Genomic DNA, 26,316 nt, shown 5'->3' on the forward strand with positions numbered 1-26,316 from the left:
TGGTTTCTCCTGTCAGTCGTGATGGACGGGGCTGGCCGGGCGCGCTGCCCGCGGCTCCGGATCGCGCGCCCGGCCGCGCTGGTGGATGCCGACGGCGACCAGGCCGGCGATCGCCACGACCTGCAGCACGACCAGGTAGTACGCGGGCGCGAGGAGCGACCCGGTGGACGACACGAGCGCCACCACGATGTAGGGCGCGACGCCGCCGAACGCCGCGTTCGCCACCGCGTAGACGATGCTGAGGAACGAGGTCCGCACGCTGCCCGGGGCGAGTTCCGCCAAGAGCGCGGGCGTCGGGCCGGCCACCAGACCGAGCGACGCGGCGAACAGCAGCACCGCGGCGCCGATCGCGACGGTCGATCCCGCGATGAGCAACTGATAGCCGGGGACCGCCACGACGGCGAGCAAGAGCGCACCTGCCAGCATGACCTTCCAGCGCGCGAACTTGTCGGACAGCCACCCGCCGAGCACGACGAACGCCGCGTACGCGCTGAGGCCGACCAGCGACGCGGTCAGGCCCTGGCTGATCGGCCGCTTCAGGACGCCCTCGAAGAACGTCGGCAGGAACTGGAGCGTGACGTAGCCGCCCGCCGTCCACGACACGATCGCCGCCGTGCCCGCGATGATCATGCGCCAGCTCGAGCGGAAGACCTCCTTGATCGGAGCCTCCTCCAGCGTGCCGGTCGCCTGAAGCTCGGTGAAGGCGGGCGACTCGTCGATCCGCCGCCGGATGTACCACCCCGCGAGGCCGAGCGGCAGCGAAAGCAAGAACGGGATCCGCCACCCGAAGCCGTGCAGGAACTCTTCGCTCATCACTGAGGTGAGCGCGGTGCCCAGACCTGCGGAAACCGCCAGTGCGGCCACGATGCTCGCGGGCTGCGCCGAACCCATCAACCCCCGGCGCCGCCGGTCGGCGGACTCGAACAGCAGGGACGCCGCTCCCCCGAATTCGCCGCCCGCGGAGAACCCCTGCACGAGCCGGAGAACGGTGAGCGCGATCGGCGCCAGCGCCCCGACCTGGTCGTAGGTGGGCAGGACGCCGATCAACGCGGTGGCGACCGCCATCATCAGGATGACGACCGACAGGACCCAGCGCCTGCCGTGCCGGTCGCCGAGGTGCCCGAACACCAGCGCCCCCACCGGCCGCAGGACGAACGCGGCGGCGAAGATCGCCAAGGTCGCGAGCAAGCCCACGAACCCTTCGCTCTGCGGGAAGAAGACCTTCGCCAGAACGGCGGAGAAATACCCGTAGATGGCGAAGTCGTACCACTCGACGAAGTTTCCGGCGACGGCGGCCGCGACGATCCGCGGCCTGCTGCTGGGTGAGGTCGGCATGAGGCGTCTTCCTTGACGTGTGGGGAACGGTCCGGCGAGCGCACCGGGAGCACGAACAAGGCGACGGTAACACGTGTTACCACCGTGTCAAAGAGACCGTGGCAAAGAGGCAGCTTCGGGCCCTCGTGGCGAATGGCGGGGCTTCGCGGCCGCCGTCAGCGAGCGGGAGAACCGCCTCTTGAACTGGACGTGCGCGGCGGTGCCGTGGAGTCGCGAGCGACGATCCTCGGCTCCGGCTCGGTCACCTTGACCTGCTTGTCCACGGTCTGGCCGTCGAGCAGCTGCATCGCCGTCTCGACCGCGACCGCGCCCATCTCGCGCAACCCCATCCGGACGACGGTCAGCGCCGGCTCGAGGTAGGCGGCGTAAGGCATGTCGTGGAATCCGACGATCGACAGCTCCCCCGGCACCTCGATGCCGAGTTCCCGTGCCGCGATCAGCGCGCCCACCGCGGCCTGCACGCTGTGCACGACGATGCTCGACGGCAGCGGCCCGCCTTCCGCGAGCCGGAGCAGCGCACGGCGTCCGGACTCGGGCTCGTGGCCGCCGTCCCCGACCCAGCGGTCGTCCGGTTCGAGGCCCAGCTCCCGCAGCCCGGCGACATGCCCGTCGACCCGGTCCGCGCCGCGCTGGGTCGACCCGTCCAGGTGCAGCAGGCCGATCTCCCGGTGTCCCAGGTCTGCCAGGTGCCGCACCGCGAGCATTCCGGCGGTGTGTTCGTCCGCGCTCACGCTTTGGTAATCGGCGGAACGCTCGTTGACCAGAACCGTCGGGATGCGCGCCGCGGCGGCACGAGCGATCGCGGCGTCGGAATCGTCGCCAGCGGGCAGCAGCAGGAGGGCGTCGATCGCATCGCTCGCGACAAACCGTCGGAAGGTCGCCGCGTCGCGGTGCAGCTCGGCGGCGTCGGCCAGCATGAGCACCGAACGGTGCCGGTTGATGGCCTCCTGCGCGCCCTTGATGACCTCGCTGTACACCGGGTTGCTCACGTCGTGCACCGCCAGCCCGATCGCACCGGCGCGAGACTCGCGAAGCGCCTTCGCCGCGTGATGCGGGATGTAATCCAGCTCCGCGGCGGCTGCCAGCACGCGCTCGCGGGTCTCGGACCGGACCCGCAACGCCTTGTCGCCGTTGAGGATGCGCGAAACCACAGCGTGGGTCACACCCGCGAGGCGTGCTACATCCTTGATTGTCGGCACTCGTAGATCGTAACCGCCGCGTCGCGCAGGCGAGACCGTCAGCCGATGAGCCGCATCAGGGTGCCGACGCCGTCCTGACGGATCGACGCACCCGGTAAAGCGATACCGCGACCAGGACGAGCACCGCGGCTTCCGTCAGGACGCTCAGCAAAGCCTCCGGCGCGGGCTGGAAACCCCGTTCGGAAAAGCCGAACAGCCCGGTCGTCCGCGAAAGCACGAAGCCCGCCAAAGCACCCGCAGCCAGCGCGGCCGCCGCCAGCCGCAGCAGGAAGGGGCCGCCCACTGCCACCAGCACGGCGACAGCGAACGCCGCGGAAGCCTGAACGAGGAACGACGGCCCGATCACCGGGATCACGCGATAGCCGCCGACGTACAGCTGCGCGTGGAGATACCCGCTTGCCGCGAGGCACACTGCTGTCGCGAGGCGGAGGACGGTGTTCATGCCAGCTTCACGTCCTTCACCGCCAGGCCTGGCCCGCCCGGGCGATAGGACACTTCGCGGATGCCAAGCGCGTCCTTCAGCTTGCCCGCGGGCAGGGTCACCGGAGTCGGCGCCGGCCGCGTTCCCGGCTGGGGCAACGGATACGCGGTCGTCGTCGCGCTGTGGAAGGTGATGTTGCCTTCGGTCTTCGTGAACAGCTGGTGCACGTGCCCGTTGAGGCAGGTCACCGACGAGAACCGCCGCAGGTACGAGAGCGCCTGGGTCGCGTCGTCGGTCCCCCAGCCCCACGTCGGGTACATCGCGAACAGCGGGATGTGGCTGAACACCACGATCGGCGTGTCCGAGCCGAGCTTCGCGACGTCCTTGCGCACGAATTCCAGCTGGTCCGGGCCCAGGTGGCCGAGTTTCTCCAGGCTCAACGTGTTGACCAGGGCGATGAAGTGGACGCCCTTGACGTCGAAGCTGTACCAGCCGTCGCCCGCCGTGCCCGCGCCGAAGGCCTTGCGGTACTTCTGGCCGGCGTCGTCGATCGAGTCGTGCTCGCCGGGCACCGTGGACACGTGCCCGGTGTCGAGAGTGCTCATCATCTGCTTGACCTGGTCGAACTGGGCAGCCGTCGAAAGATGCGTCAGGTCGCCGGTGTGCATGACGAAGTCCGGGCGGTAGCCGAGCGCGTTGATCTGCGCGATAGCTGCCGAAAACGACGACTCGACGGCCGTGTTGGCGGACCCGGTGAAGCCGAGATGGCTGTCGCTGACCTGGATGAACCGCAACGCGTTCGGGTCGTCGACCGCGGCGGCGTCGCCCGGCGCGGCGATCCGGCTGATCACCTCGCCGCCGCTGACCGTCAGGACCACGGCCGCGCCGAACCACGCCGTGTGCCGCAGGAGCTGGCGCCGGGTCATCCCTTCCGGGCTGTGATCGTCTTCGGTCACGGGGTCACCGTCACGGTCGCGGTCATGAACGGGTGGATGGTGCACAGGTACTCGAACGTGCCCGGCGTGCTGAATGTGTACTGATAGGACTGTCCAGTTTGGAGAGTCGCCGACCGCAGCGGTCCGCCGGATCCCGTGCTGGTGACCGTGTGCGCGTCCTGGTCCTGGTTGGTCCAGGTGACGGTGGTGCCCTTCTTCACCGTCGTCGCTGCGGGAGCGAACGCGAAGTCCTTGATGGCCACGGCATTCGCCGTGGAGCTGGCGGCCGCGCTCGGTGACGGCGGCGGCGTCATCCCGGGCATCCCCGGCATCGATGTCATCGATGTCATCGATGTCATCGATGTGATCGGCGCGGCCGGAGGCGGCGCGGCGGGAGGCGAAGCGGAGCAGGCCGCCAACGCCAGCACGCCCGCGGTGATGAGCAGGAAGTGTTTCACCCCAACGGATTTCCTCATACCAGGAATACGCGCGGGGGTTACGCACCCTCCCCCGGCACCAGCACTTCGACGACGCCATTGGACTCGCGCACCACCAGGTGCGGCAGCGGCGGCGGGGTCACCGGCAGCTGGTGTGTGAGGACCGCGCCGTCGACGGCGAACGACGTCCGGTGGCACGGGCAGTTCAGCCGCCGGGCCGGCGCGTCCAGGTTCAACCGGCAGCCGAGGTGCGTGCACGTCGCCGAAACCGCGCGCACCTGCCCGCCGGAGCGTTGCACGAACCCGGCGACGGCCCCGAAGTCGAACGCCACCACGCCGCCTTCGGGCAGGTCCTGCGCCGCGACAACAGCTCGCCACTGGCCGTTCTCGGGCCGCAGAGTCTTCTCTTCCGGAGGCGCGGCGGCCGGCTCGGCCCCGGACGTCACCAAGTACTCGACGCCCGCGCCCGCCGCAGCCGCCACCGCGGCGGCCGAGGACACCTGGATGAACCGACGCCGGTTGCCGCCCCGCACGGGCTCGGGTTCGCGCAGCTCCTGGGCTAGCCGTCGGTGCAGCGCGGCGACGAACTCCTCGCCCGCAGCCGCACCGCCGGGCCGGGCGGCGCGCAGCAGCACCGCGGTCCGCAGCTCGGCCTCGTCGCCGGGGCCGGCCTCGAACGGGCGCGGCCGGCGCCGGCGCAGGAGGTCCTTGACGAACCGGCGGACGCCTCGAGTGCTCACGTCTCCATCCTTTCCGCCAGCTGGGCCGCCTGGCGCAACGCGCGGTGCTGCAGCACCTTCGCGTTGCCGACGGTGGTGCCCAGCTCGGCCGCAGCCTCCTTCAACGAGCAGGCCTGCAAGAACCGCAGGCGCAGGATCCGGCCGTAACGCTCGGGCAGCTGCGCGAGGATCGCCTCGGCGCGGGCGAGCACGCCCGGGTCCACGGTGTCCGCTTCGAACGCCGCGATGTCGCGCTCCTCGTCCAGGGCCGTGATCTCCCGGCCGAGCGTGCGCCGCCAATGCCCGGCCAGCACCGTCCGCGCGGTGGCTAGCAGATACGCCCGGACCTCGCCCACGCTCGCCGAGACCCGCAGCGGCCGCAACGCCGTCAGGAAGACCTCCGTGGTGAGGTCCTCCGCGTCGGGCCGGTTGCCGACCTTCGAGAACATCAGCCGGAACACGCGGTCGACGTTGTCGCGGTAGACCGCCTCCCAGTCCGGGTAGACGTCCGCGCCGACCGCGTGCAGCCGCGCGCGGGGCGCCGCGCCCGCCTCGTCCTGTTCGGCGCGTCTGCGCCGGAATCGCTGTGCCACCGGCACCGCCCGCCTTCTCCCCGCCGGTTTCTTCCCACCACCAGAGGGATACGAACCGGGGTTACGCGTAACCGGAGACCGTATCTGTGAGCGGAGTTTCCGACTACCCGGGGAGCGAAATGACCACATCGATGTCACGTCGGCAACTGCTCGTCACCGGAGGGGCGGCCGCCGCCGTGCTCGCCACCGCCAGCCTGCCGAGGCCCGCCGCCGCGGCGACGCCGATCCGCTCGGGCGGCGCGGACATCGTCCTCGCCTGGAACCGTGAGCTGCTGGCGATCGTGCGCACGCCCGGCCTCCAGCCTGCGACCGTACACCCGACGCGCAGCTTCGCGCTGCTGCACGCGGCGATGCACGACGCCGTCGTCGCGACCGCCGGCGACGGGCATTCGTACCTGTTCACGCTCGAGGTCCGGGGCCACGCGGCACCGGAAGCGGCTGCGGCGCAGGCCGCGCACGATGTCCTGGCCGCGCTCTACCCCACCCGGTCCGCGGAACTCGCGACCCTGCTGACCGGGCAGCTGACCGGCATCCCGCCGGCCGAGCGCGACCGCGGCGTGCGAGCCGGACGGCTGGTGGCCCGGTTGCTGCTCGGCCTGCGCGCGGACGACGGCTCCGCGGCGATCCCGCCGGTGCTGACGCCGGGAACGGCCCCCGGGCAGTACCGGCCGACGCCGCCCGCGTTCACGCCCGCGGTGTTCACCCATTGGCCCGACGTGACGCCATTCGTGCTCGACCGGGCCGGGCAATTCCGGCCCGGCCCGTACCCCGCGCTCGACAGCGCCCGGTACGCGAGAGCGCTGAACGAGGTCGCCGCGACGGGCCGGGACACGAGCGCTACCCGCACCGCGGACCAGACCGTGCAGGCGCGGTTCTGGGCGGCGCCGATCTGGAACTACTGGAACGAGATCGCGCAATCGGTCGTCGGCGGTTCGCACAGCAGCCTGCCCGTCGCGGCCAGGGTGTTCGCACAGCTGAACCTGACCTTCGCCGACGCCGTGATCGCGTTCTACGAAGCGAAGTACCACTACCGGATCTGGCGGCCGATCACCGCGGTCCGCCTCGCCGCCGACGACGGAAACCCGGCGACGGACGGGATCCCGGACTGGTCGAGCCTCGCCACCACCCCGGCGGATCCGGCGTACCCCGGCGCGCACAGCGTCGTCTCGCAGGCGGGCGCGCAGGTCCTGCGCGAGGAGTACGGGCCGCGATGGACACTGGAAGTCACGTCCGAGGCGCTGCCGGGCGTGGTCCGGCGGTTCAGCACGTTCCAGGACGTGGCCGACGAAGCGGGGTTGAGCCGCATTGCCGCTGGCGTGCACACCCGGCTCGACCACGACGCCGGCCGCCAGCTCGGCCGCGACGTCGCCGCGTTCGTTCTGTGCGCCTGACCTTCGCGTCATCCGCTCGATCGCGCGACTCGTTGCCGCCGTCGGATTGGGGAACTCGTCTCCCGCTCGGCTCAGCCGGGCGGGAGACGACATCGGCGACCGCCGCAGCGCGCGAGTCCACCATGTCGGCCTTCTCTTCATTCCGTCCGACAGTCAGCTGGCCCGCCGGCGCCGCTGGAGCACCCGCCTGCCGGGCAGGACGAGCAGCACCAGGCTGTAGTACTGCAGCGCGGGCACGGCGAGGGCGAGGGCCAAAGCCAGGACCAGCGCCAGGACGTTGAGGTAGCTCTCCTGGTAGAGCTCCCGGAGCGTCTCCGGCTCCCGATCGTCCTCCTCCATTAGCGCTGGGTCGGCTTTCAGGATCTTCAGCATCGCGAACCGGCACACCATGCTCGCCAGGAGCGTCGCGTAGTAGAACACCGCCACGAACCGGTCTCGGCCGAAGGCGCCGATCATCTCCGTCGGGAGCGGAAGAACGACGACGGACAGCAACCACCCCATGTTCCACATCGTGAAGGGGCGGGTGACCCTCGCGACCGAGGAGAACGTCCGGTGATGCTCCCGCCAGATGTTCGCGATGACCGCGAAACTCAGCAGAAAGCTCCAGATCTGGTCGAAGTGACCGGTGATCACCTCGCTGGCGTGCCCGCGGGCGGAGGCGACCTCCGGGACGAGGTCGACCAGCGGCAGGATCAGCAAGGTGATCGAGATCGCGGTCACCGCGTCGGTGAACAGCACCAGCCGCTCCCCGGAGGCGCCGCCCTTGCTCTTGCCCGGCGCGGAAACCGGCTGGCCGGGCCCTCCCGCGCCGGTTTCGTCGCTGGCACTCATGCGCGTCGCACCTTCCTCAGTCAGGCCCGCAGAACGGACTCTCACCGCTGGCTATACAAGGACCGCTGCCGGGATCACGGCCGCGACACGCCTGCCTGAGCGACACCGGCGCGGCAACTGCCCGGAAGTCCGTTCCGGAGTGGACGAACGGAACCACGGTTCCTTCGCGCACCTTGCATTCCGCAGCGTCGTCGCCGGTTCTGGTTGCCCGGAGCCGGAAAGGCTGTTCGGATTTCCTTCGCCGGAACTGCTCGCCGGTGACGCGTGCCTTCGAGCCGGTCAGCCCGACGTCCGCGAAGCCGCTGGCGGTGACGATTCGTCGTCGCGGTTGAGGCGGTGCCCGCGTTTGCCCGCTGCCCGTCGCGGGTCAGCCCAACGACAGCAGAAAGACGACCATGATCGCCAAGTCGATCCCCCACGGATCGTTGGTCAGGTCACTGGTGCGCAGATCGTCGGGGCCTGGACGAAGCCCCGCCGCGAGGGGCGGTCGCCGTTCACCAGGACAACCGTGCCCTGCGTCCGAACTCCGTGGGCAGCAAGGTTGTCGGCACGTTGGTGCTGCATGGTCGCACCGGCACCGCACGCGATCAACAGCGCGACCCCGGCCATGACCAGGAGTCCGCCCAGCCACCGCCGGCGAACGGTCCCCGACTCTTCCCGGCCAACGCTTTTCATGCCGACCCGCCCCCATGACGCCGACCCGCGCCGACGTCGGCTTCGCGCCTTCAGCCAAGCGTAGAGCTGCTCCGCACCCCGGTGGAAGACCTCCGACCGCGAGCCACCAGGCCATGACGGGAACAGGTCGCCGCCGAATGCCCCAGCGGCGGAGAATATTGCGACGCGGTAGGTCCGCGATTGATCGAGTGGGTTGGTTTCGCGCCCTGGTGTCGGCGATCGCCCACGACTCCGACAGCACAAAACCCCAGGTCACCGACACCGGTGACCTGGGGTTCGAAAGTGGGCCGCCAGGGACTCGAACCCTGAACCCGCCGGGTAAAAGCCGGCTGCTCTGCGCGATTGAGCTAACGGCCCGCGGCGAGGCGGGAAGGAGAGCTGCCCGTCGAGGGTTCGAACCTCGGTTTCCGCGTCCAGAGCGCGGCGTCCTGCCAGTTGGACGAACGGGCACGGGCTCCCGGTCCAGGATTCGAACCTGGGCCCGCGGATCCAAAATCCGCGATGCTGCCGGTTACACCAACCGGGAACGCGCCATGGCCAGTCGGATGCCCGCGGATCGAACGCGGTGTCTCCTGGTCCCGAACCAGGCGGGGTCGCCGATGCCCCTCGCATCCGGGAATGTGAGCAGGCGCCGGCGCCCCCTCGGCGCCGGGCCCGTACCCCTGCCAGGACTCGAACCTGGCGCCTCCGCATTCGTAGTGCGGCGCTCTTTCCCGCTGAGCTACAGGGGTGTGCGTCCGGCACGGAGCCGGACCGCGAGCGGCCGGAGGGCATCGAACCCTCTTCTTCGGTTTGGAAGACCGACGTGTCCCCCGAGTTCACCACGACCGCAGGACGCGCCCTGACCAGGGCGCAGTGGTGAAGGAGGGAGTCGAACCCTCATTGCCCGCAACGGGCGCCCGGGTTACAGCCGGGTGGGGCCGCCACCGCCCCGTCTTCACCGTGCGGGTCCGGCGGCGCGCGGCTGCCGGACCCGGCGCTCGTCCTGGCCGCGGGTGAGGCGACGGGGACGAGTCTCGGAAATGTCTTTTTTCGCTGTGCAGTTGTCAAAGGACCGCGCGCCGGTCAAAAATGGGCAGCAGGAAATGTCGTCGCGAAAATAAGAGCCGCAACCAATGGCATTCGGAGGACCCGATAAGAGAAGCCGCCCGGATCGGTTTCCCGACGGGCGGCTCCCGGTGCGCAGCGACTGCTGCGTCAGGTCAGGGAGCGGATACCGCCGAGCGAGCCGCCTTTTCGGCCGGTGCGGCGCTGATGAACGGAACGCTGGACAGCGCGGACCGCGGCCGGATATTGGCCTCGCGTCTCCCGCTGTCGCTTGTTCGTCATGACCGCTCCTTCATCCGCTGTGGTGCATTCATCTTCACCTACGCCGAAGCGGTGCGTCAATCTTATTTTCCGGAGAGGTATTTCCCTGGGCGGCGGATCGTGTTGTAATGGGCGAGTGCACTTCAACCCTTACGGCGGCGCGGGCGCGCAAGTAGCCGCCGACCTGGCCACCCTTGCCCAGCGCGACGACGTCACGGCCGCCGAGGTGCGGGCCGCGGGGCAGGCGCGCGACATGGTGCTGCCGCGCATCACCTCCGACGAAGCCGAGCGGATCCTCGCGTGGGGGCGGCGGCTGCACGAGGTGTTCGTCGCGGAGACGACGGCCGAGCGCATCGATCTCCTGAACGAGCTGCTCGCCGTCGCCGCGTGCCGGCCGAATATCGCCAGTCACGACGGGAAAGCGCCGCATCTGCACTACTCCAGCGAAGGCGCGGGCGTGGTCGAGCGGTTCTACGCTTACACCGCTGGCGGGCTCGCGCATCTCGTGTGCGAGGAGCCGCATCGCCTCGGCGTCTGCGCTCGCGAAGGGTGCGGCATCGCCTTCGTGGACACCTCGCGCAACGGACGCCGGCGGTTCTGCTCCACTCGCTGCGGCACGAGGGTCAACGTCGCCGACCATCGCGCGCGGCAGCTCGTGGGCTGAGCAGCAGGTCAGTCAGCCGCCTCGAACGCCCGCAGTTCCGGGTATTTCGGGGCGATCGTGTCGCCGGAGGACTCGCCGCGGAGACGGCGGCCGATCCACGGCAGCGCGTGTTCCCGGCCCCAGCGAAGGTTCGCCGCGCGCTGTTCCCGCGTCGACAGGCGAGGCCGCGGACCGAGCGCGGCGTGCGTGAGGCTGTGCTGGACGCCGAGCGCGTCGAGGACGGCGATGGCGATTTCGGTGTGCCCGGCCGCGTTGAGGTGCAGGCGATCCGGGGACCACATGCGCCGGTCGCGCAGCTGGCGCATCGACCACATGTCCACCAGCAGCGTCTCGTGCCGGGCCGCGATGCCGCGCACGTGCTCGTTGTAGATCGCGACCCGCCCGCGGATCTGCCGGAACAGCGCGTCTTCCACGCCGTCGACGCCGGTGAACAGCAGCACCTGCGCGCCGGCCGCGCGGAACCGGGCCACCGCGCGCTCGTACGAATCGGCGAGGCTGTCGACGTCCACCCGCGGCCGCATCAGGTCGTTTCCGCCCGCGTAGACGGTGACGAGCTCCGGTTTCATCGCCAGCGCCGGTTCGACCTGCTCGTTCAGCACCTGCGGCAGGAGCTTCCCGCGCACCGCCAGATTGGCGTACCGGAACCCGGGCTCGCCGGCGGCCAGCACCTCGGCGACCCGGTCGGCCCATCCGCGCACCCCGTTGCGCGCGGACGGATCGTCGTCCCCGACGCCTTCGGTGAACGAATCGCCAATACAGACTAAGCGGTTGGTCATTGGCTCAGTTTAGGCCCGGCTCCCCCGCCCCCTGCGATGGCGCCCGCGGACACGAGGGTAGCTCCCGCGAGCCCGCCCCAGAGCGCGCCGGGGCCGAGCGGAGCGAGCGCGGTGAGCACAGCAGGCGAAATCGCCAGCCCGACGCCAGTCGACAGTTCGAAGCGGGCCACCGCCCGGCCGAGCAAGCGCGCGGGCGCCTGGGCCATGACGAACGCCGTGGCGCTGCCCGCGTAGATGATCTCGCCGATGGTGCAGACCACCGAAACGGCGGCGATCGCGGGCGCCGCCCAGCCGGATCCGAGCGAGGTCGCCGCGAGAAAGCCGAGATACGACAAGGCGAGCACGACTCCGCCGCCCGCCAGCGCGGTCCGCCGGGAAACCCTCGACAGCAGGACGGTGACCGGCACTTGCAGGGCGACCACGAGCACGGTGTTGGCCACGAAGATCGCCGCCGACCACGCCGGGGACGCATGCAGATAAGCGGTCAGCACCAAGGGCAACGCGATTTCGGGCACGTTGAGGCAAAACGCGTAGACGACGTTCGCGGCAAGCAGCGCGCCCATCCGCGGCGCGCTTTCGGCCACAGGTTCCGCCACGGCGGCCGGGGCTCGCAAGTGGACTGACCACGCCAAGGCAGCGGCGATCAGATACGCGATCCCGGTCCCGATCGCCATGGCGCGCAAGGCATTCGCGCCACCGGCCAGGCACGCCGTCGCCAGCAGTGCGCCGATGCCGAGCGCGGCATTGCGGAGGGAACGACCGGCGGCGAGAGCGGCATCGCGTTGCCTGCCTTCAGCGAGCGTCGCGACGAGTGCGGCGTAAGCAGCTGGCCACGCCTGATTCCCTGCCGACAGCAGAATCGCCGCGCCGACGAACGTCCACATCTCCCCCGCCGGCGCGGCAAGCAGCACCACAACACCGATCGCACGCACCAGCATCGAAGCGGCCACCACGGTGGTGCGCGCACCGCGTTCGAGCCAGCGCCCCACGAACGGCAGGCAGCCGAGCCCGGCCACGACGCCAGCCGTCATGGCGGCACCGGTCGCGGGCGCGGACAGGCCGAGCACGGTTACGCCGTAGATCAGGAGGAACGGGCGCAACAGGCCGGCGCCGAGGGCGTCGACGGCCATGGCGGCCGCGTAGCGCGGGCCGCCGGAGACGCGGATCAGCGCGCTCGGCCGGATCTTGGTGGTCATGGCGCTCGACCCTGCTGCGCGGACCTCGGCCGGAGCACGCCGATTCGCAGTTTCCGTCAACCGGCGAAGGCCCGGCCGGGCCGATCGGCGATGCTGGTGCGGTGCCGTTGAGGATCGACATCGCCGGACCGCCGGCCGGGCAGGTGCGGTTCGCCGCGTGGGCGGGCGAAGTCTGGGCCGGGATGCGGCCCGAACTGGCCGAACGCGTGCGGGAAGCCGATTCCCTGTGGCGGTCTTCGCAGGCGGACTTCCTGCTGCCCGGACGTCCGCGCCCGGCCCTTGCCGAGGAATTGGCCGACGTCGACGCGATCGACCACGAAACGTACGCCACCGCGGCGCTCGTCTCGGCCTGCGGCAGCACCCGGATCGCGACCCGATCCCCGCTCGCCGACCCGGACACGCGCGAGCGTGCTCTCGACCTCGCCCAGGCACGCGGCCCCCGGCAGGAAGCCTTCGCCGAAAGCCTCCTGACCGACCCCGCGGCCACAAGGGCCCGCGTCCGCGACACCCTTGAGCAATGCGCCGAAGCCTTCTTCGACAGCGCGTGGGCCGGCCTCGAACCGCAGCTCGCCGCGGACCTGCGACACAAGCAAGACCTGGTGCGACACAAGGGACTCCGCGCCGCGCTCGACGCGGTTTCCAGCGCGGTCACGCTGTCCGAGGACGGCTCCCGCATCGTCGTGGACAAGCTGCAGGACAAGGCGACCTCCGCCCAAGACGGCGTCACGTTCATCCCCAGCGTCTTCGGCAGCCCGCACCTCGTCGTCGTGCACGCCGCCGGTTGGCAGCCGGTCGTGCAGTACCCGGTCGCCGACGCCGCCGCGCCCGTGCCGCTGGAAACGGTCGAACTGCGGCTTGACGCGCTGGCCCATCCGGTGCGGCTGCGCCTGGTCCGCACGCTGGCGCGGAGCCCGCACACCACCAGCGAACTCGCGCACACCTGGGATCTGTCCGCGCCGGAGGTGTCCCGGCATCTCGCGGTCCTGCGCCGGGCGGGTCTGCTCACCACCAAGCGCCAAGGCCGGTACGTGCGCTACTCGCTCGATCTGCCGCAGCTGTCCTCGCTGGGCACCGATCTGCTGGCCGCCGTGCTTCGCTGACTCAGGTGCGGAGGCCGTCGAACAGGATCGCGATAGTGCGGTCTCGCAGCTCCCGATCGGCCCCGACGTGCTCGGCCGCCTTCGCGGTGCCGATGATCACCGGGATCAGCTCGGTGGTGGTGACGTCGCGTCGCACCGCGCCGCTGTCCTGGGCGCGCCGCAGCAGCACGCCGAGGGATTCGCGCAGCCGCTCCCCGATCACCGAACCCGTGCTGGGCACGCACACGCCGGCCGAGGTGAGCGCTTCGAAGTAGGCGTTTTTGGCGCTGGACATCTCGATCCAGCTGGTGAGGAAGGTGAAGAACGCGGCACCGGCGTCCTCGGCGTTCTGCGCGACGACGGCGTCCGCCTCGTCGACGAACCGGTGCAGCCGCGCGTAGAGCACGGCCTCCAGCAGCGCTTCTTTCGTGGGGAAGTGCCGGAACACCGTGCCGATGCCGACGCCGGCCTCGCGCGCGACCTCCTCGGTCGGCGCGCCGGTGCCCTTCGCCGCGAACACGGTCTCGGCGGCTTCGAGCACCTTCGCGCGGTTTCGCCGCGCGTCGGCGCGCAGCGGTTTGTCCTCCGTCACGGCTGTGATGGTAGTCGCGCGTCCTGCCCGCGCGGCGCCCGATCCAGGTGGGTTCGGCGTGCCGGAGGGTCGGAAACAACCCGTCCGGAGCAGACGTCAGGAATCGTCAAACCTCTGCCGGTCGTTCACACTGTAGTGTGACGACCGTCACGAGAGGTGCACGACCATGACTCTAGGCGACAACGAGGTCACCCAGTCAGTCCAAGCTTCCTCCGGCGACCGCCGGGTGCAGGTACGCCGGGCGGCCCTGGCCGGTTCGATCGGCACCACCATCGAGTGGTACGACTTCTTCCTTTACAACACCGCCGCCGCGTTGGTCTTTCCCCATCTGTTCTTCCCCGCGTCCTCCTCGTACGCCGGGGTCATGCAGTCGTTCGCCACCTACGCGGTCGGGTTCGCGGCCCGCCCGATCGGCGCGGCGATCTTCGGCCATTGGGGCGACCGGCTCGGCCGCAAGGCGACACTCATCGTGACGCTCCTGCTGATGGGCCTGTCCTCGGCAGTGGTCGGCCTGCTGCCCGGCGCGGCGACCATCGGCATCGCGGCCCCGCTGATCCTGGTCCTGCTGCGTCTCGTGCAAGGCATCGCGATCGGCGGCGAGTGGAGCGGATCGGTGCTGCTGGCGATGGAATGGGGCGACCAGCGCCGGCGCGGGCTGCTGGCGAGTTTCGCGCAGGTCGGCGTTCCGGTCGGACTCGTACTGGGCACCGGCGGGATGACCCTGCTGTCCGCGACGCTGTCTCCGGACGCTTTTTCCTCGTGGGGCTGGCGAATCCCGTTCCTGCTGAGCCTGGTCCTGGTGGCGATCGGCCTGGTCATCCGGCTGCGGATCCTGGAAACCCCGATGTTCGCCGCCGCGGTCGCCGCGAAGCGCACCTCGAAAGCCCCGGTGAAGGACGTGGTCCGCCGTCACTGGCGGGAAATCCTGCTGTCGGCCGGTTTGCGGTTCAGCGAGCAGATGCCGTTCTACCTGTTCACCAGCTACGTCCTGCTCTATGTGGTGCAACGACCGGAATTCAGCAAAACCTTCGTGCTCAACGCGGTCCTGGTCGGAGCGGCGGCGGAGCTGCTGCTGATCCCGCTGTTTTCCCAGCTGTCCGACCGGATCGGCCGCAAACAGGTCTACCTCACCGGTGCCGTATTGACCGGCGTCATCGCGTTCCCGTACTTCACCGTGCTGACCCACAGCGGCCACGCGATGATCTTCCTGGCCATCATCGTGTCGCTGGTGGCGCACTCGATGCAGTACGGGCCGCAGGCGGCGCTCATCGGCGAGAGCTTCCCGACGCATCTGCGCTATGGCGGCGCGGGACTGGGATATCAACTGGCGTCGGTGTTCGCGGGCGGCCCCGCGCCTCTGCTGGCGGTTTGGCTCCTGCACACCACCGGCACGCCGTACTCGATCTCGATCTACATCGTCGCTTCCGTTGTGGTGACTGTGTTGTGCGTGATCGCGCTGCCCGATCGTTCGAAGGCCGACATCGACGACGTCGCCGTCTACGCCCGCTGAGCGCACGAAAAAGGGGCTGCCACCCGGAAATCCGGAGTGGCAGCCCCTTCGCACGACGTGGTCAGCGCTGCGGCGGCGGCCCGCCCTGAGGTCCGCCGAACGGTCCCTGCTGCGGGAACGGCCCGCTGCCCGGTCCGGGTCCGTGCGGTCCGCCGAACTGCTGCGGCGGCGGTCCCTGGTACGGGCCGCCCTGCGGGCCCGCCGGGGGCTGCGGCTGCGGCAACGACTGCTGCTGCTGAGCCGGCGGCGGCGTGCTGGGCTGCTGCGGCCGCTCCGGCGGCGCGGGCGGCTCCTCTTCCTGGACCGGCGCGGGAGCCTCGGGCTTCGCCGCCGGAGCCCCGCCGATCGCCCGGCGCTCGGTCGACGCGCCCAGCGGCCCGTCGACCTCCTTGCGCGCCACCGCTTCCGCGGCCGCCACGGCTTCGGCGACCTTCGGGTCGCTGCTCGTGTCGAACCAGCCGGCGACCTCGTCGTCGTCGAGGTCCGGGCGGGCCGGGGTGTCGTCCTTCGGCGGCTCGTACCGGAACACGCCGTCGTCGCCGGGAGCGCCGAGCGCGCGGGCGAAGCCTTCGAGGGCCTTGCCGTAGTCGCTCGGGATCATCCAGACCTTGTTCGCGTCGCCCTGCGCCATCTGCGGCAGCGTCTGCAGGTACTGGTAGGCGAGGACCTCCGGCGTCGGGCGGCCTGCCTTGATCGCCGCGAACACCTTCTCGATCGCCTTCGCCTGGCCCTGCGCCTGCAGGTAGCGAGCGGCTCGTTCACCTTGTGCGCGCAGGATCCGCGACTGCCGTTCCGCTTCCGCGGCGAGGATCGCGGCCTGCTTCTGGCCTTCCGCGGCGAGGATCTGGCTCTGCTTCTGGCCTTCGGCGGTCTTGATCGACGATTCCCGCTGGCCTTCGGCGGTGAGGATCATCGCGCGCTTCTCCCGGTCCGCGCGCATCTGCTTCTCCATCGAGTCCTGGATGGAGGCGGGCGGCTCGATCGCCTTCAGCTCGACGCGGGCGACGCGGATGCCCCAGCGGCCGGTGGCCTCGTCGAGCACGCCGCGCAGCTGGGTGTTGATCGAGTCGCGGGAGGTCAGGGTCTCTTCCAGGCTCATGCCGCCGACCACGTTGCGGAGCGTGGTGGTGGTGAGCTGCTCGACGCCGATGATGTAGTTCGAGATCTCGTAGACCGCGGCGCGCGAGTCGGTGACCTGGAAGTACACGACGGTGTCGATGTTCACCGTCAGGTTGTCCTCGGTGATCACCGGCTGCGGCGGGAACGAGACGACCTGCTCGCGCAGGTCGATCCGCGCGCGCACCTTGTCCAGGAACGGGACGAGGAAGGTCAGGCCGGGCGAAGCGACCGTGCGGAACCGGCCGAGCCGCTCGATCACCGCCGACTGGGCCTGTGGCACCACCATGATCGCCTTGACCACTGTGATGATGACGAACAGGGCCAGCAGCGCGACCACGACGATCGCTATTGTCGACAAGAGCGTTTCCCCTTACCTAGTACCGTTTTTCCTCGGACGGCGCCTCACGCGACGATGTCCACCACGGCCGTGGCGCCGGAGATCTCGACGACCGTGACGCTGGTGCCCGGCGCGATCGGCGGCTGCGATTCGTGCACGGCGCGCGCCGACCACACCTCGCCGCCGATTTTCACCTGGCCGGCATCGTAGTCCACAGTGGACACTACGACGGCGCGGGCTCCGACCAGCGCGTCGATGCCGGTGGGGATGCCCGACCCGGAGAGAAAGCGGCGCTTGAGCGCCGGGCGGACCAGCGCGAGCAGCCCGACCGAACTGACCGCGAACACGGCGACGTCGATGTAGATGTTGCCGGTCAGCGCTTCCGAGCCGGCTCCGAGCAGCGCGCCGATGCCGAGCATGATCAGCACGAAGTCCCCGGAGATCACCTCCGCGATCATCAGGACGATGCCGATGATCAGCCAGATCAGAGCCGCTGCCATGCCCTCATGCTCTCAGATCGGGTCGTTTCGCACCGGGCAAACTACTCGACGTGACCGACGCGTGACCTTGGATTTTTCCGGCAAACCGGGCATTACGGAGCGTCGTCGCCCGGTTCGGTCACGAAGTCGATGAGCCGTTCCACCGCGCCGATCAGCGGCGTTTCGAGATCGCGGAAGCTGCGCACCCCGGCGAGCACGCGCTGCCATCCCTCGTACGGTTCGCCCCAGCCGAGCGCGTCGCAGATGCCGGCCTTCCATTCGATGCCGCGCGGGATCTCCGGCCAGGCGCGGATGCCGACCGACGCCGGTTTCACCGCCTGCCAGACGTCGATGTACGGGTGCCCGGTGACGAGCACCTGCTCATCGCGGATCTGCCCGACCAGCCGGGATTCCTTGCTGCCCGCGACGAGGTGGTCGACGAGCACGCCGAGCCTGCGGCCGGGACCGGTGCCGAATTCGGCGATCCGGTCGGCCAGGACGTCGACGCCGTCGAGCGGTTCCACGACGACGCCCTCGACGCGCAGGTCGTGTCCCCAGACGCGTTCGACCAGTTCGGCGTCGTGCTTGCCCTCGACCCAGATCCGGGAGTCGCGCGCGACCCGCGCCTGCAGGCCCTGCACGCGGACCGACCCCGACGCCGACACCTGGCGCGCGGGGGCGGCGGTCTTCTTGACCGGCACGAGCGTGACCGGCTTGCCTTCCAGCAGGAACCCGGCGGGCGCGAGCGGGAACACCCGGTGGCGGCCCTTGGCGTCTTCGAGGACGACGTTGCCGTACTCGATCTTCACCACCGCACCGCAGTAGCCGCTCGCCGGGTCCTCGACCACGAGGCCTGGCTCGGCGGGGACCTCCGGGATCTTCCGCTTGCGGGGGCCGGACAGCACGTCGTGATAGCGCACGGTCGGGCACGTTATCGGCGCGGCGGGGGCACGTCCCGCCGCCACGCCGGAAGGAGCCGGTCCTCCGGCTTGACGTGGAGCGCGCTCCAGCTCCTAGCGTCGGCGGCGTCCGTCAGTTTTCGCAGTACCGCCCGGTCGGCCGGGCAGGAGGAGTATCCGCGCATGATCACCCGAACCACGCTCGGCTCGCCCGGTCTCGCTGTCAGCGCGATGGGCCTGGGGTGCATGGGGATGAGCGAGAGCTACGGCGCCGCCGACTGGGACGGGGGCCTGGCCACGATCGGCCGGGCTTTGGAGCTGGGCGTCACGTTCCTGGACACCGCCGACGCCTACGGCACCGGGCACAACGAGGTGCTGGTGGGCCGGGCCGTCCACGGGCGCCGGGACCAGGTGCAGCTGGCCACGAAGTTCGGCCTCGACCGCAGCGGCGGCGACGCGGCACGCCGCATCCGAGGAGCCTGCGACTACGTGCTGCGCTCCTGCGACGCCTCGCTGCTGCGGCTGGGCGTCGACGTGATCGATCTGTACTACGCCCACCGCCCGCCGCAGGACGTGGAGATCGAGGAGACCGTCGGGGCGATGGCCGAACTGGTCAAGGCGGGCAAGGTCCGCTACCTGGGCCTGTCCGAAGTCGACGGCGGGCTGCTGCGCCGGGCGCACGCGGTGCACCCGATCGCGGCGGTGCAGAGCGAGTACTCGCTGTGGACCCGCGACGTCGAGGCGGTCACCCCGGTGATGGCCGAGCTGGGAGTCGGGCTGGTGCCGTACTCGCCGCTGGGGCGGGGATTCCTGACCGGTGCCCTGGACCGGTCCGTGTTGGGTGAGAAGGACTTCCGGCGCACCAACCCCCGCTTCACCGGGGAGGCGGGCGAGGCCAACGAGAAGATCGCGCAGAGCGTGCGCGAGGTGGCCGACCGGCTGGGCGCCACTCCGGCGCAGGTGGCGCTGGCGTGGGTGTACGCCCAGGCAGAGCGGCTCGGGGTGACGGTGGCGGCCATCCCGGGCACCCGCAGCCCGGCCCGGCTGGAGCAGAACGCCGCCGCGCTGGAGCTCACCCTGGACGCCGAGGCGCTGGCCGCGCTGGACCCGCTGAACGACCAGGTGACGGGCGAGCGCTACCTTCCCGCGCACACCGCCGAGATCGCTCGGCGTTAGCGGGCTCGACCTGAGGCGAGGCTGCGGATGAAGTACGTGAGGGGAACCCTGGGGGAATCTGAGTACGTGAGGGTTCCCCTCACGTACGTTCGCCTTGCCTGGCAAGTCTCGTAGGCCTCTCACGGACACCTAGCCTCGGCCGCTGTGCGGCCTTGAGTTCCTGGCATTGGACCGGGGTCAGCGCACAAGCCGCAGTACGGCGTCCGTGAACGGCGTCGGCCCGCCGCGGCGGAGCGGGCCCATCGCCACCAGCGGGGCGAGCGCGACGCACCACGCACGCACCCGGTCTCCGTCGAGGTGCGGGAGTTCGGCGATCCCGTCCTCGACTGCGGCGCCGTCGGCCATCGGCAGCACGGCCCAGTCGACGGCGTCGAAGGCCGGGTCGCCGACGCACGGCCTGGGGTCGATCGCGACCGCGCCCCGCTCCGGTCCGGCGTCCAGGACGTTGCCCGGGTGCAGGTCGCCGTGCACGAGCGCGATCGGGCCGCTGGCCGCCAGTTTCTCGGCGCGGGCCAGTCCGGTGCGCAGCGATTCCAGCGGAAGGTGCGGTTCGGCCGGGGATCCGGCGAGGCGTTGCTCGGCGAGGCCGAACATGAACCGGACGCGTTCGAGCTGGGTCGGGAACGGCCCGGCGGCCGGGACGCCGTGGATGTCGGCGAGCAGTTCGCCGATCTGGTCCCACGGGACGTCCGCGCCGCGTTCGGTGAACGTGTCGCCCGGTTCGAGTCCTTCGAGCAGCACCGCGCCGTGGTCGAGGTCGGCGTCGAGGATCTGCACGACCCGCGACAGACCGGTCCACGACCCGAGTGCGGTGGCCTCCGCGGTCGCGATCGCGCGGTCCGGGCAGAGTTTGAGCACCTTCAGCGTGCCCTCGCCGTCGCGGCAGAGCAGCGTGCGGCCGGTGTTGCCGGGCCGGGCTTCGGACACGGTGAGGCCCCACTGGCGGCAAAGCCGGTCGACCAGCGTGGGCAGCGCGTCGCACCACGCTTGCGCGGCCGGGCCGAAGCGGTTGACGAGGCGACCGCGGGCAGCGGTGTCCATCAGAGCGTTGTCTCTCAGTTCCGCCATCAGAACAGCGGCCAGGGGATCGCGCGCCAGTCGTCGCCGGGCTCGGGGAACACCGCCTCGGCGAGCAGGTAGTCGGTGCGCTGCGAAAGCGCCCGGATCTCGAAGGCGGTCAGGTGCTCGCCGAGTTCCGCGCCGAGGCGGCCGTCGAGGTCCGCGCGGAGCTTCCGCAGCTTCTCGACCGCGTCCTCGGGCAGTTCCTCGCCGATCCAGCCCCACAGCACGGTGCGCAGCTTCGGGTCGGTGTGCAGGCAGATGCCGTGATCCACGCCGTAGACGTGGCCGTCGGTCGCGGCGAGCAGGTGGCCGCCCTTGCGGTCGGTGTTGTTGACGACGATGTCGAGGACCGCGAGTTCGCGCAGGTCCGGGTGGTCGGCGTGGACGAGCACCGCCGGTTCGCCGAGCCGGTCGTGCGCGTGCAGCACGGTGCGCCAGCCTTCGGGGACTTCCTCCGGCGCGCAGACCTCGACGACTTCGGTGTCCTCCTCGGTCTCGACCCACAGCTGCACCATGCCGGGCCCGAACGGGCCGTCGCGCAGCACGGTGGGCGGGATCGCGCCGAGGCCGCAGGCGTCGGAGATCATCGCGGTGGCGACCTCGCGGCCGGCGAGGGTGCCGTCCGGGAAGTCCCACAGCGGGCGCTCCCCCGACACCGGCTTGTACACGACACGGCCGGTGACGCCGTCGAGTTCGATCGCGCAGAACAGCGTGACGTTGGAGGCGTCGACCAGCCTGCCCTCGACGTCGATGCGGCCGCGGGAGACGAAATCGCGGGCGGCGGGGTCGGCCGGCCCTGGCGCGGTGCTCGCCACGGGCGCCCTCAGTCCTCGGTCACGTCGACGTCGCGCCGGTACCCGTTCTGCCGCGGGCAGATGTGCCCGGCCGGGTCGAGCGGTTCGCCGCACAGCGGGCACGGCTTGCGGCCGGCGTTGACGACGCGGTCGGCGCGTTCGGCGAAGGCGCGGGCGGCGACCGGGGTGAGGAACACGCGGACCGCGTCCGGGCCCTCCTCGGTGTCGTCGAGCACGACCGTCTCGTCGATTTCGCCCTCGGTGATCGCGAGCAGCTCCACGACGACCGCGCCGGAGTCGGCGTCCCAGCCGAGCCCCATCGTGCCGACCCGGAACTCCTCCTCGACGGGCACCGCGAGCGGGTCCACGTCGACCTCGTCGTCGGGGGCCTCGGCGGGCACGTCGGCCCCGAACCGGCTGGCGACCTCCTCCAGGAGCGACCCGAGCCGCTCCGCGAGGACGACCACCTGCTGTTTTTCGATCGTGACGCTGATCGTCCGCACGTCCTCCGTCGCCTGGAGGTAGAAGGTGCGGTCGCCGGGCTCGCCGACCGTGCCGGCCACGAACCGGTCGGGCTTGCGGAAGACGTGGATTACGCGTGACATAGCGTCTTCGACCCTAGGCCACGCACGCATGATCGGCATCCGCCGCCCCGGGTTGAGGGGAGTTCGCGCGGGATTCCTGCGCGGTGCGTGCGGATCCGGACACGCAGCGGATCCTCGTTAGGCTTTCCGGGTGCCTCGCATCTCTCCTCATGGAACCTGGACCTCTCCCGTCACCGCGGCCGACGCCGCGGCCGCCGGCGGCGGCGCGCAATGGCTCGCCGCGGTCGACGGCGCGCTCTGGTGGGCGGAGGCGCGGCCTGCCGAAGGCGGTCGCGTCGCGCTCGTGCGCGCGCTTCCCGGCGGCGGCGTCGAGGACGTGCTGCCCGCGCCGTGGAACGTCCGCAACCGGGTGCACGAATACGGCGGGCGGCCGTGGCTCGCGGTCGACGGCGTCGTGGTGTTCACGCACTGGGCCGATCAGCGGGTGTACGCGCTGAAGGACGGCGAAGTCGCCCCGCTCACCCCAGAACCGGCCACGCCGCAGGGCGTCCGGTACGGCGATCTCCGGCCCGGCCGCGAGGGCGAGGTGTGGGCGGTCCGCGAGCGCAGCACGGGGCCGCGGCGCACTGACATCTCCCGCGAGCTGGTCGCGATCCCGCTGAACGGCTCCGCCGAACGAGTGCTCGTCGAAGGGCACCGGTTCTTCACCGCGCCGCAGCTGTCGCCGGACGGCGCGCACGCCGCGTGGATCGCGTGGGACCACCCGGCGATGCCGTGGGACGGGACCGAGCTGTTCGTCGCGCCGGTGGCGGCCGACGGTTCCTTCGGGGACGCGCGCGTGCTGGCGGGCGGGCCGGACGTCGCGGTGTGCCAGGTCGCGTGGGAGACCGCGGATCAGCTGCTCGTGCTCGCCGACCCGGACGGCTGGTGGAACCTGCACCGCGTCGGGCTCGACGGCGCGACCGTCAATCTCGCGCCGGTGGAGCGCGAGCTGGGCGGGCCGATGTGGAAGCTCGGCACCAGCTGGTTCGCTCCGCTGGGCGGCGGGAAGCACGCGGTCCTCGACTCCGGCAAGCCGGCGATCCTCGACGAGAGCGACGGTTCGGTCACGCGCGTCGACACCGAGCTGACCGTGTGGTCGTCGATCGGGCTGGTCGCGACGCCGGACGGGATCGCCGGGATCGCGGGCGGGCCGCGGCACGAGAGCGCGGTCGTGGTGCTGGACCCGGCCACCGGGAAGTGGCGCGCGCTCACGCCGCAGCCGGCCTCGCTGCCGCCCGCGGAGTACCTGCCGGTGCCGCAGGAGCGGGTGTTCACCGGACCGGACGGCGCGGACATCCCGGCCTACGTGTTCCCGCCGACCAACCCGGACTTCGTCGCGCCGGAAGGCGAACTGCCGCCGTACGTGGTCCACGTGCACGGCGGGCCGACTGGGCACAGCGACGAATCGCTGGACCTGGACTTCGCGTACTTCACCAGCCGCGGCATCGGCGTCGTCGCGGTGAACTACGGCGGCTCCACCGGCTACGGACGCGCGTTCCGCGAGCGGCTGCGAGAGCAGTGGGGCGTGGTGGACGTGCGCGACTGCGCGGCGGTCGCCGAAGCGCTGGTCGCGGAAGGGATCGCCGACCGGGCCCGGCTGGGCGTCCGCGGCGGCAGCGCGGGCGGGTTCACCTCGGCGGCGTCGATCACGATGACCCGCACCTACGCGGCGGCGACGGTGAAGTTCCCGATCCTCGACTTCGCCGGCTGGACCGGCGAGGGCGGCGAGACGCACGACTTCGAGTCGCAGTACCTGGTCAGCATGGTCGGCCCGTATCCGGAAACCGCCGCGCGGTACCGGGAGCGCTCGCCGATGACGCACGTGGGTTCGCTGGCCGGGCCGGTGCTGTTCCTGCAGGGCCTGGAGGACGAGATCTGCCCGCCGGACCAGGCGGACCGGTTCGTTTCCGAAATCGACGGAACCGGGATCCCGCACGCGTACCTGCGGTTCGAGGGCGAACAGCACGGTTTCCGGAAGGCGGAGACGATCGTCGCCGCGCTGGAGGCGGAACTTTCCTTCTACGGCCAGGTGTTCGGCTTCGAGACGCCGGACGTGCCGCGGCTGGAGCTGTCCCGATGAGGCCCGCCAGACTCTCCGCCGGGGACACCGTCGCGCTCGTCGCGCCGTCCGGACCGGTGCCGCAGGATCTGCTGGACGCCGCGCTGCCGATGCTGCGCGAGTGGGGCGTGAAGGTGCGGATCGGGGCCGGCGTGCGGGCTTCCGGCCAGTCCTACCTGTCCGCGCCGGACCAGGCGCGGGCGGCGGAGTTCACCGAGGCGTGGCTGGATCCGGAGGTCCGGTGCGTGCTCGCGGCGCGCGGCGGCTACGGGACGCAGCGGATGATCGATCTGGTGGATTGGGCGGCGTTGCGGGCTGCCGGGCCGAAGGTGCTGGCCGGGTCGAGCGATGTGACCGCGCTGCACCGGGCCGTGCACACCCATCTGGACCTTGCGACGCTGCTCTCGCCGATGCCGGCCAGCGTCCTCTTCGACGAAGACGCGTCGGAGCACCTGCGGCGGACGTTGTTCGAACCGGATCACGCGCGGGTGCTGCGGGCGCGGGAGCCGGATGTGGTCGTGCCCGGCCGCGCGCTGGGCGTGCTGGTGGGCGGGAATCTGTCGCTGCTGGCGTCCGGGGTCGGGACGGCTGAGCAGGGGTCCGCGCGCGGCGGGATCGTGCTGCTGGAGGACGTGACCGAGAGCCCGTACCGGATCGACCGGATGGTGACGCAGCTGCTGCGTTCCGGCTGGCTCGACGGCGTGCGCGGGATCGTGCTGGGTTCGTGGGCCGCGTGCGGCGACCCGGCGGAGGTCCGGGAACTGCTGGCGGAACGGTTGTCGCCGCTCGGGGTTCCGGTGCTGAGCGGGTTCGGCTTCGGGCACGTGGCGGGGTCGCCGACGCTGCCGCTCGGGGTTTCGGCCTCGCTCGACACGGAACTGGGCACCGTCACCCTCGACTCCCCCGCGCTGGACTGAGCATGCGACTGTCCACTGTGGAAACCCGGGCGCGCTTCGCGGCGGCGCGGGTGGCCCGTCTCGCCACAGTGGACAGTCGCGGGGTCCCGCATCTGGTGCCGGTGACGTTCGCGGTGCGCGACGACACGGTCGTGTTCGCGGTCGACCACAAGCCGAAGACCACGACCTCGTTGCGGCGGCTGGCGAACATCGCGGAGAACCCGGCGGTGTCGTTCCTGGTCGACGAGTACGACGAGGACTGGTCGCGGTTGTGGTGGGCCCGCGCGGACGGGGCGGCGCGGGTGGTCGCTGACGCTTCGCGGGCTTCGTATGCCGGTTGGTTGACGGAGAAGTATCCGCAGTACGCGGAGAGGCCGCCGGAGCACGCGGTGGTCGTGACAGAGGTGCGAACCTGGCGGGGTTGGGCGGGTTCGTAACGAACGGTCCGGGCTTGGCGATCTTTCTCCCGAACTGGGGAGGATCATGCGTATCGCGCTTGTGCTGACCGGCCTTGTCCTGCTGGTCGCGGGCTGTTCGGCCGAGGGTCCGGCGGCTGCTCCGAAGCCGAGTCCGGCACCGCCGTCGAGTTCCGCGCCGCCGCTGGCCGCGGGTGACCTCACGAGGTATCTGCCGAGCGGGGACGAGCTGACGAAGGCCGGTCTCACCGTGGGACGGGATCGGCTGCCGTACGTCGTCGGCCCGAACACGCCGCTGCGCATCGTGCGGGCGTGCGGCGCCGACCAGCCTTGGGACGCCGCCGTGCGGGACGGCGCGCAGGCGTACTCCACAAAGGACACGCTTTGGATCCGGCAACGGCTCGCCGAGTACGAGGGCTACACCGGATCGCAGGTCGTCTCGGGCCTGGACAAGGCGCTCGGCTGCGGGAAGACGGTGTCGGGAGACCACGATCTCGCAGTCGTGAGCCGGTTCTCCTCGCACGGCAAAGGGCTCCCCGAGGACGCCGAGCTGACGGTGAAGTCCCGGTTCTCGGTCCCCGGCACCGGTGATCCCCAGCTCGGGTTCTGCGGGCAGTTCGCGGAGGCCCGGATGGCCGGCTGTGTCCTGGTCCTCGCGCACGGCAATCGCGTTCTTGCGGTCGCGGCCACCGACTACCAAATGAGCATGGCCGCGCAGCAGGCCGAACTGAAGCGGCTGGTTCCCGCCTTCGCCGCGGCGTTCGACCAGGACTGAGGTAACGCTGGGCACGAGCCCGGCGATCTTCCCTGCGTGCGGAGGGGGATCTTGGG

General features: G+C 70.9%; 27 protein-coding genes and 5 tRNA genes. 9 read left to right on the top strand and 23 right to left on the bottom strand.

The features are described 5' to 3' along the window. Positions 1-12: 12 nt before the first annotated feature. The 7 genes from ABD156_RS19725 to ABD156_RS19755 form a co-directional block, all read right to left on the bottom strand. Positions 13-1,335: an MFS transporter gene (locus ABD156_RS19725; protein WP_344275283.1), complete on the bottom strand. Its 1,323-nt coding sequence runs from the start codon at positions 1,333-1,335 to the stop codon at positions 13-15. 155 nt (positions 1,336-1,490) lie between these two features. After that, positions 1,491-2,534 (bottom strand): LacI family DNA-binding transcriptional regulator, encoded by a 1,044-nt coding sequence (locus tag ABD156_RS19730; protein WP_344275286.1) that lies wholly within the window; start codon positions 2,532-2,534, stop codon positions 1,491-1,493. 55 nt (positions 2,535-2,589) lie between these two features. Then, positions 2,590-2,976 (bottom strand): hypothetical protein, encoded by a 387-nt coding sequence (locus tag ABD156_RS19735; protein WP_344275289.1) that lies wholly within the window; start codon positions 2,974-2,976, stop codon positions 2,590-2,592. After that, the gene (locus tag ABD156_RS19740) at positions 2,973-3,911 is read right to left on the bottom strand and encodes a metallophosphoesterase family protein (RefSeq protein WP_344275292.1); all 939 of its coding nucleotides are present in this window, start codon (positions 3,909-3,911) and stop codon (positions 2,973-2,975) included. The genes ABD156_RS19735 and ABD156_RS19740 overlap by 4 nt, the downstream gene beginning before the upstream one ends. Further along, positions 3,908-4,348: a cupredoxin domain-containing protein gene (locus tag ABD156_RS19745; protein ID WP_344275295.1), complete on the bottom strand. Its 441-nt coding sequence runs from the start codon at positions 4,346-4,348 to the stop codon at positions 3,908-3,910. The genes ABD156_RS19740 and ABD156_RS19745 overlap by 4 nt, the downstream gene beginning before the upstream one ends. A 38-nt stretch (positions 4,349-4,386) precedes the next feature. Further along, positions 4,387-5,067 carry a QcrA and Rieske domain-containing protein gene (locus ABD156_RS19750; protein ID WP_344275298.1) on the bottom strand — a complete coding sequence of 227 codons (681 nt, stop codon included), beginning with the start codon at positions 5,065-5,067 and terminating at the stop codon, positions 4,387-4,389. Continuing rightward, positions 5,064-5,645: an RNA polymerase sigma factor gene (locus ABD156_RS19755; RefSeq protein ID WP_344275301.1), complete on the bottom strand. Its 582-nt coding sequence runs from the start codon at positions 5,643-5,645 to the stop codon at positions 5,064-5,066. The genes ABD156_RS19750 and ABD156_RS19755 overlap by 4 nt, the downstream gene beginning before the upstream one ends. Before the next feature lie 113 nt (positions 5,646-5,758). Here ABD156_RS19755 and ABD156_RS19760 point away from each other — a divergent pair, with 113 nt between their 5' ends. Beyond that, positions 5,759-7,030, top strand: a complete 1,272-nt coding sequence (locus ABD156_RS19760) for a vanadium-dependent haloperoxidase (RefSeq protein ID WP_344275304.1) — start codon at positions 5,759-5,761, stop codon at positions 7,028-7,030. Positions 7,031-7,183: 153 nt separating this feature from the next. Here the strand turns inward: ABD156_RS19760 and ABD156_RS19765 are convergent, their stop codons facing one another. The 7 genes from ABD156_RS19765 to ABD156_RS19795 all read right to left on the bottom strand — a co-directional run bounded on the left by ABD156_RS19765 (position 7,184) and on the right by ABD156_RS19795 (position 9,865). Then, positions 7,184-7,861 carry a TMEM175 family protein gene (locus tag ABD156_RS19765; RefSeq protein WP_344275307.1) on the bottom strand — a complete coding sequence of 226 codons (678 nt, stop codon included), beginning with the start codon at positions 7,859-7,861 and terminating at the stop codon, positions 7,184-7,186. A 958-nt stretch (positions 7,862-8,819) separates the two neighbouring features. Then, positions 8,820-8,893 (bottom strand) — tRNA-Lys (locus tag ABD156_RS19770). A gap of 21 nt (positions 8,894-8,914) precedes the next feature. Beyond that, positions 8,915-8,986, bottom strand: a tRNA-Gln gene (locus ABD156_RS19775). Between the two features lie 4 nt (positions 8,987-8,990). Further along, a tRNA-Gln gene (locus tag ABD156_RS19780) sits at positions 8,991-9,062 on the bottom strand. Positions 9,063-9,193: 131 nt separating this feature from the next. Next, positions 9,194-9,267: transfer RNA gene (locus ABD156_RS19785), tRNA-Arg, on the bottom strand. 27 nt (positions 9,268-9,294) lie between these two features. Continuing rightward, positions 9,295-9,367 (bottom strand) — tRNA-Gly (locus ABD156_RS19790). 366 nt (positions 9,368-9,733) lie between these two features. Continuing rightward, positions 9,734-9,865 carry a hypothetical protein gene (locus ABD156_RS19795; protein ID WP_344275310.1) on the bottom strand — a complete coding sequence of 44 codons (132 nt, stop codon included), beginning with the start codon at positions 9,863-9,865 and terminating at the stop codon, positions 9,734-9,736. Positions 9,866-9,980: 115 nt separating this feature from the next. On the opposite strand from ABD156_RS19795, the gene ABD156_RS19800 reads away from it, so the two are divergent. Then, on the top strand, positions 9,981-10,508 hold the full coding sequence (locus tag ABD156_RS19800; protein ID WP_344275312.1) for a CGNR zinc finger domain-containing protein: 528 nt from the start codon (positions 9,981-9,983) through the stop codon (positions 10,506-10,508). An 8-nt stretch (positions 10,509-10,516) separates the two neighbouring features. Here ABD156_RS19800 and ABD156_RS19805 read toward each other — a convergent pair whose 3' ends face one another. Together ABD156_RS19805 and ABD156_RS19810 are read right to left on the bottom strand one after the other, a co-directional pair. After that, positions 10,517-11,284, bottom strand: a complete 768-nt coding sequence (locus ABD156_RS19805; RefSeq protein ID WP_344275315.1) for an SGNH/GDSL hydrolase family protein — start codon at positions 11,282-11,284, stop codon at positions 10,517-10,519. After that, the gene (locus ABD156_RS19810; RefSeq protein WP_344275318.1) at positions 11,281-12,480 is read right to left on the bottom strand and encodes an MFS transporter; all 1,200 of its coding nucleotides are present in this window, start codon (positions 12,478-12,480) and stop codon (positions 11,281-11,283) included. Before ABD156_RS19810 ends, ABD156_RS19805 begins: the two co-directional genes overlap by 4 nt. Positions 12,481-12,581: 101 nt before the next feature. Here ABD156_RS19810 and ABD156_RS19815 point away from each other — a divergent pair, with 101 nt between their 5' ends. Further along, positions 12,582-13,580 carry a DUF5937 family protein gene (locus tag ABD156_RS19815; protein WP_344275321.1) on the top strand — a complete coding sequence of 333 codons (999 nt, stop codon included), beginning with the start codon at positions 12,582-12,584 and terminating at the stop codon, positions 13,578-13,580. Between the two features lies 1 nt (position 13,581). Here ABD156_RS19815 and ABD156_RS19820 read toward each other — a convergent pair whose 3' ends face one another. Next, positions 13,582-14,151 (bottom strand): TetR/AcrR family transcriptional regulator, encoded by a 570-nt coding sequence (locus ABD156_RS19820; protein ID WP_344275325.1) that lies wholly within the window; start codon positions 14,149-14,151, stop codon positions 13,582-13,584. 166 nt (positions 14,152-14,317) lie between these two features. Between ABD156_RS19820 and ABD156_RS19825 the strand changes: the two genes are divergently transcribed. Further along, positions 14,318-15,661 (top strand): MFS transporter, encoded by a 1,344-nt coding sequence (locus tag ABD156_RS19825; protein WP_344275328.1) that lies wholly within the window; start codon positions 14,318-14,320, stop codon positions 15,659-15,661. A 61-nt stretch (positions 15,662-15,722) separates the two neighbouring features. Here ABD156_RS19825 and ABD156_RS19830 read toward each other — a convergent pair whose 3' ends face one another. The 3 genes from ABD156_RS19830 to ABD156_RS19840 all read right to left on the bottom strand — a co-directional run bounded on the left by ABD156_RS19830 (position 15,723) and on the right by ABD156_RS19840 (position 18,516). Further along, entirely contained in the window at positions 15,723-17,066 is a 1,344-nt protein-coding gene (locus tag ABD156_RS19830; RefSeq protein WP_377927588.1) for an SPFH domain-containing protein, read from the bottom strand. 116 nt (positions 17,067-17,182) lie between these two features. After that, a complete protein-coding gene (locus ABD156_RS19835) occupies positions 17,183-17,617 on the bottom strand; it encodes an NfeD family protein (RefSeq protein WP_344275331.1) in 435 nt (144 codons plus the stop codon). A 92-nt stretch (positions 17,618-17,709) separates the two neighbouring features. Continuing rightward, positions 17,710-18,516, bottom strand: coding sequence for a DUF3097 domain-containing protein (locus ABD156_RS19840; RefSeq protein ID WP_344275335.1), 807 nt, complete (start codon positions 18,514-18,516; stop codon positions 17,710-17,712). A gap of 162 nt (positions 18,517-18,678) precedes the next feature. Here ABD156_RS19840 and ABD156_RS19845 point away from each other — a divergent pair, with 162 nt between their 5' ends. Next, entirely contained in the window at positions 18,679-19,671 is a 993-nt protein-coding gene (locus ABD156_RS19845; protein WP_344275338.1) for an aldo/keto reductase, read from the top strand. 177 nt (positions 19,672-19,848) lie between these two features. On the opposite strand, the gene ABD156_RS19850 is transcribed toward ABD156_RS19845, so the two are convergent. From ABD156_RS19850 to ABD156_RS19860, 3 genes are read right to left on the bottom strand one after another with little or no spacing between them, the layout of a single operon-like run. After that, positions 19,849-20,739 carry a phosphotransferase gene (locus tag ABD156_RS19850; protein WP_344275341.1) on the bottom strand — a complete coding sequence of 297 codons (891 nt, stop codon included), beginning with the start codon at positions 20,737-20,739 and terminating at the stop codon, positions 19,849-19,851. After that, the gene (locus tag ABD156_RS19855) at positions 20,739-21,548 is read right to left on the bottom strand and encodes an SCO1664 family protein (protein ID WP_344275344.1); all 810 of its coding nucleotides are present in this window, start codon (positions 21,546-21,548) and stop codon (positions 20,739-20,741) included. The genes ABD156_RS19850 and ABD156_RS19855 overlap by 1 nt, the downstream gene beginning before the upstream one ends. Before the next feature lie 8 nt (positions 21,549-21,556). Next, complete coding sequence (locus tag ABD156_RS19860; protein WP_344275347.1) at positions 21,557-22,132, bottom strand: DUF3090 domain-containing protein; 576 nt, start codon at positions 22,130-22,132, stop codon at positions 21,557-21,559. A 130-nt stretch (positions 22,133-22,262) separates the two neighbouring features. Here ABD156_RS19860 and ABD156_RS19865 point away from each other — a divergent pair, with 130 nt between their 5' ends. Genes ABD156_RS19865 through ABD156_RS19880 form a run of 4 tightly spaced genes read left to right on the top strand, consistent with a single transcriptional unit; the run spans position 22,263 to position 26,260 of the window. Beyond that, positions 22,263-24,194, top strand: coding sequence for a S9 family peptidase (locus ABD156_RS19865; RefSeq protein ID WP_344275350.1), 1,932 nt, complete (start codon positions 22,263-22,265; stop codon positions 24,192-24,194). Then, on the top strand, positions 24,191-25,090 hold the full coding sequence (locus ABD156_RS19870) for a S66 peptidase family protein (RefSeq protein WP_344275353.1): 900 nt from the start codon (positions 24,191-24,193) through the stop codon (positions 25,088-25,090). Before ABD156_RS19865 ends, ABD156_RS19870 begins: the two co-directional genes overlap by 4 nt. Positions 25,091-25,092: 2 nt before the next feature. Next, positions 25,093-25,506, top strand: a complete 414-nt coding sequence (locus ABD156_RS19875; protein WP_344275355.1) for a TIGR03668 family PPOX class F420-dependent oxidoreductase — start codon at positions 25,093-25,095, stop codon at positions 25,504-25,506. Between the two features lie 46 nt (positions 25,507-25,552). Continuing rightward, the gene (locus ABD156_RS19880; RefSeq protein WP_344275357.1) at positions 25,553-26,260 is read left to right on the top strand and encodes a hypothetical protein; all 708 of its coding nucleotides are present in this window, start codon (positions 25,553-25,555) and stop codon (positions 26,258-26,260) included. Positions 26,261-26,316 lie beyond the last annotated feature (56 nt).

Source organism: Amycolatopsis albidoflavus (genome assembly GCF_039525725.1).
Taxonomy (GTDB): domain Bacteria; phylum Actinomycetota; class Actinomycetes; order Mycobacteriales; family Pseudonocardiaceae; genus Amycolatopsis; species Amycolatopsis albidoflava.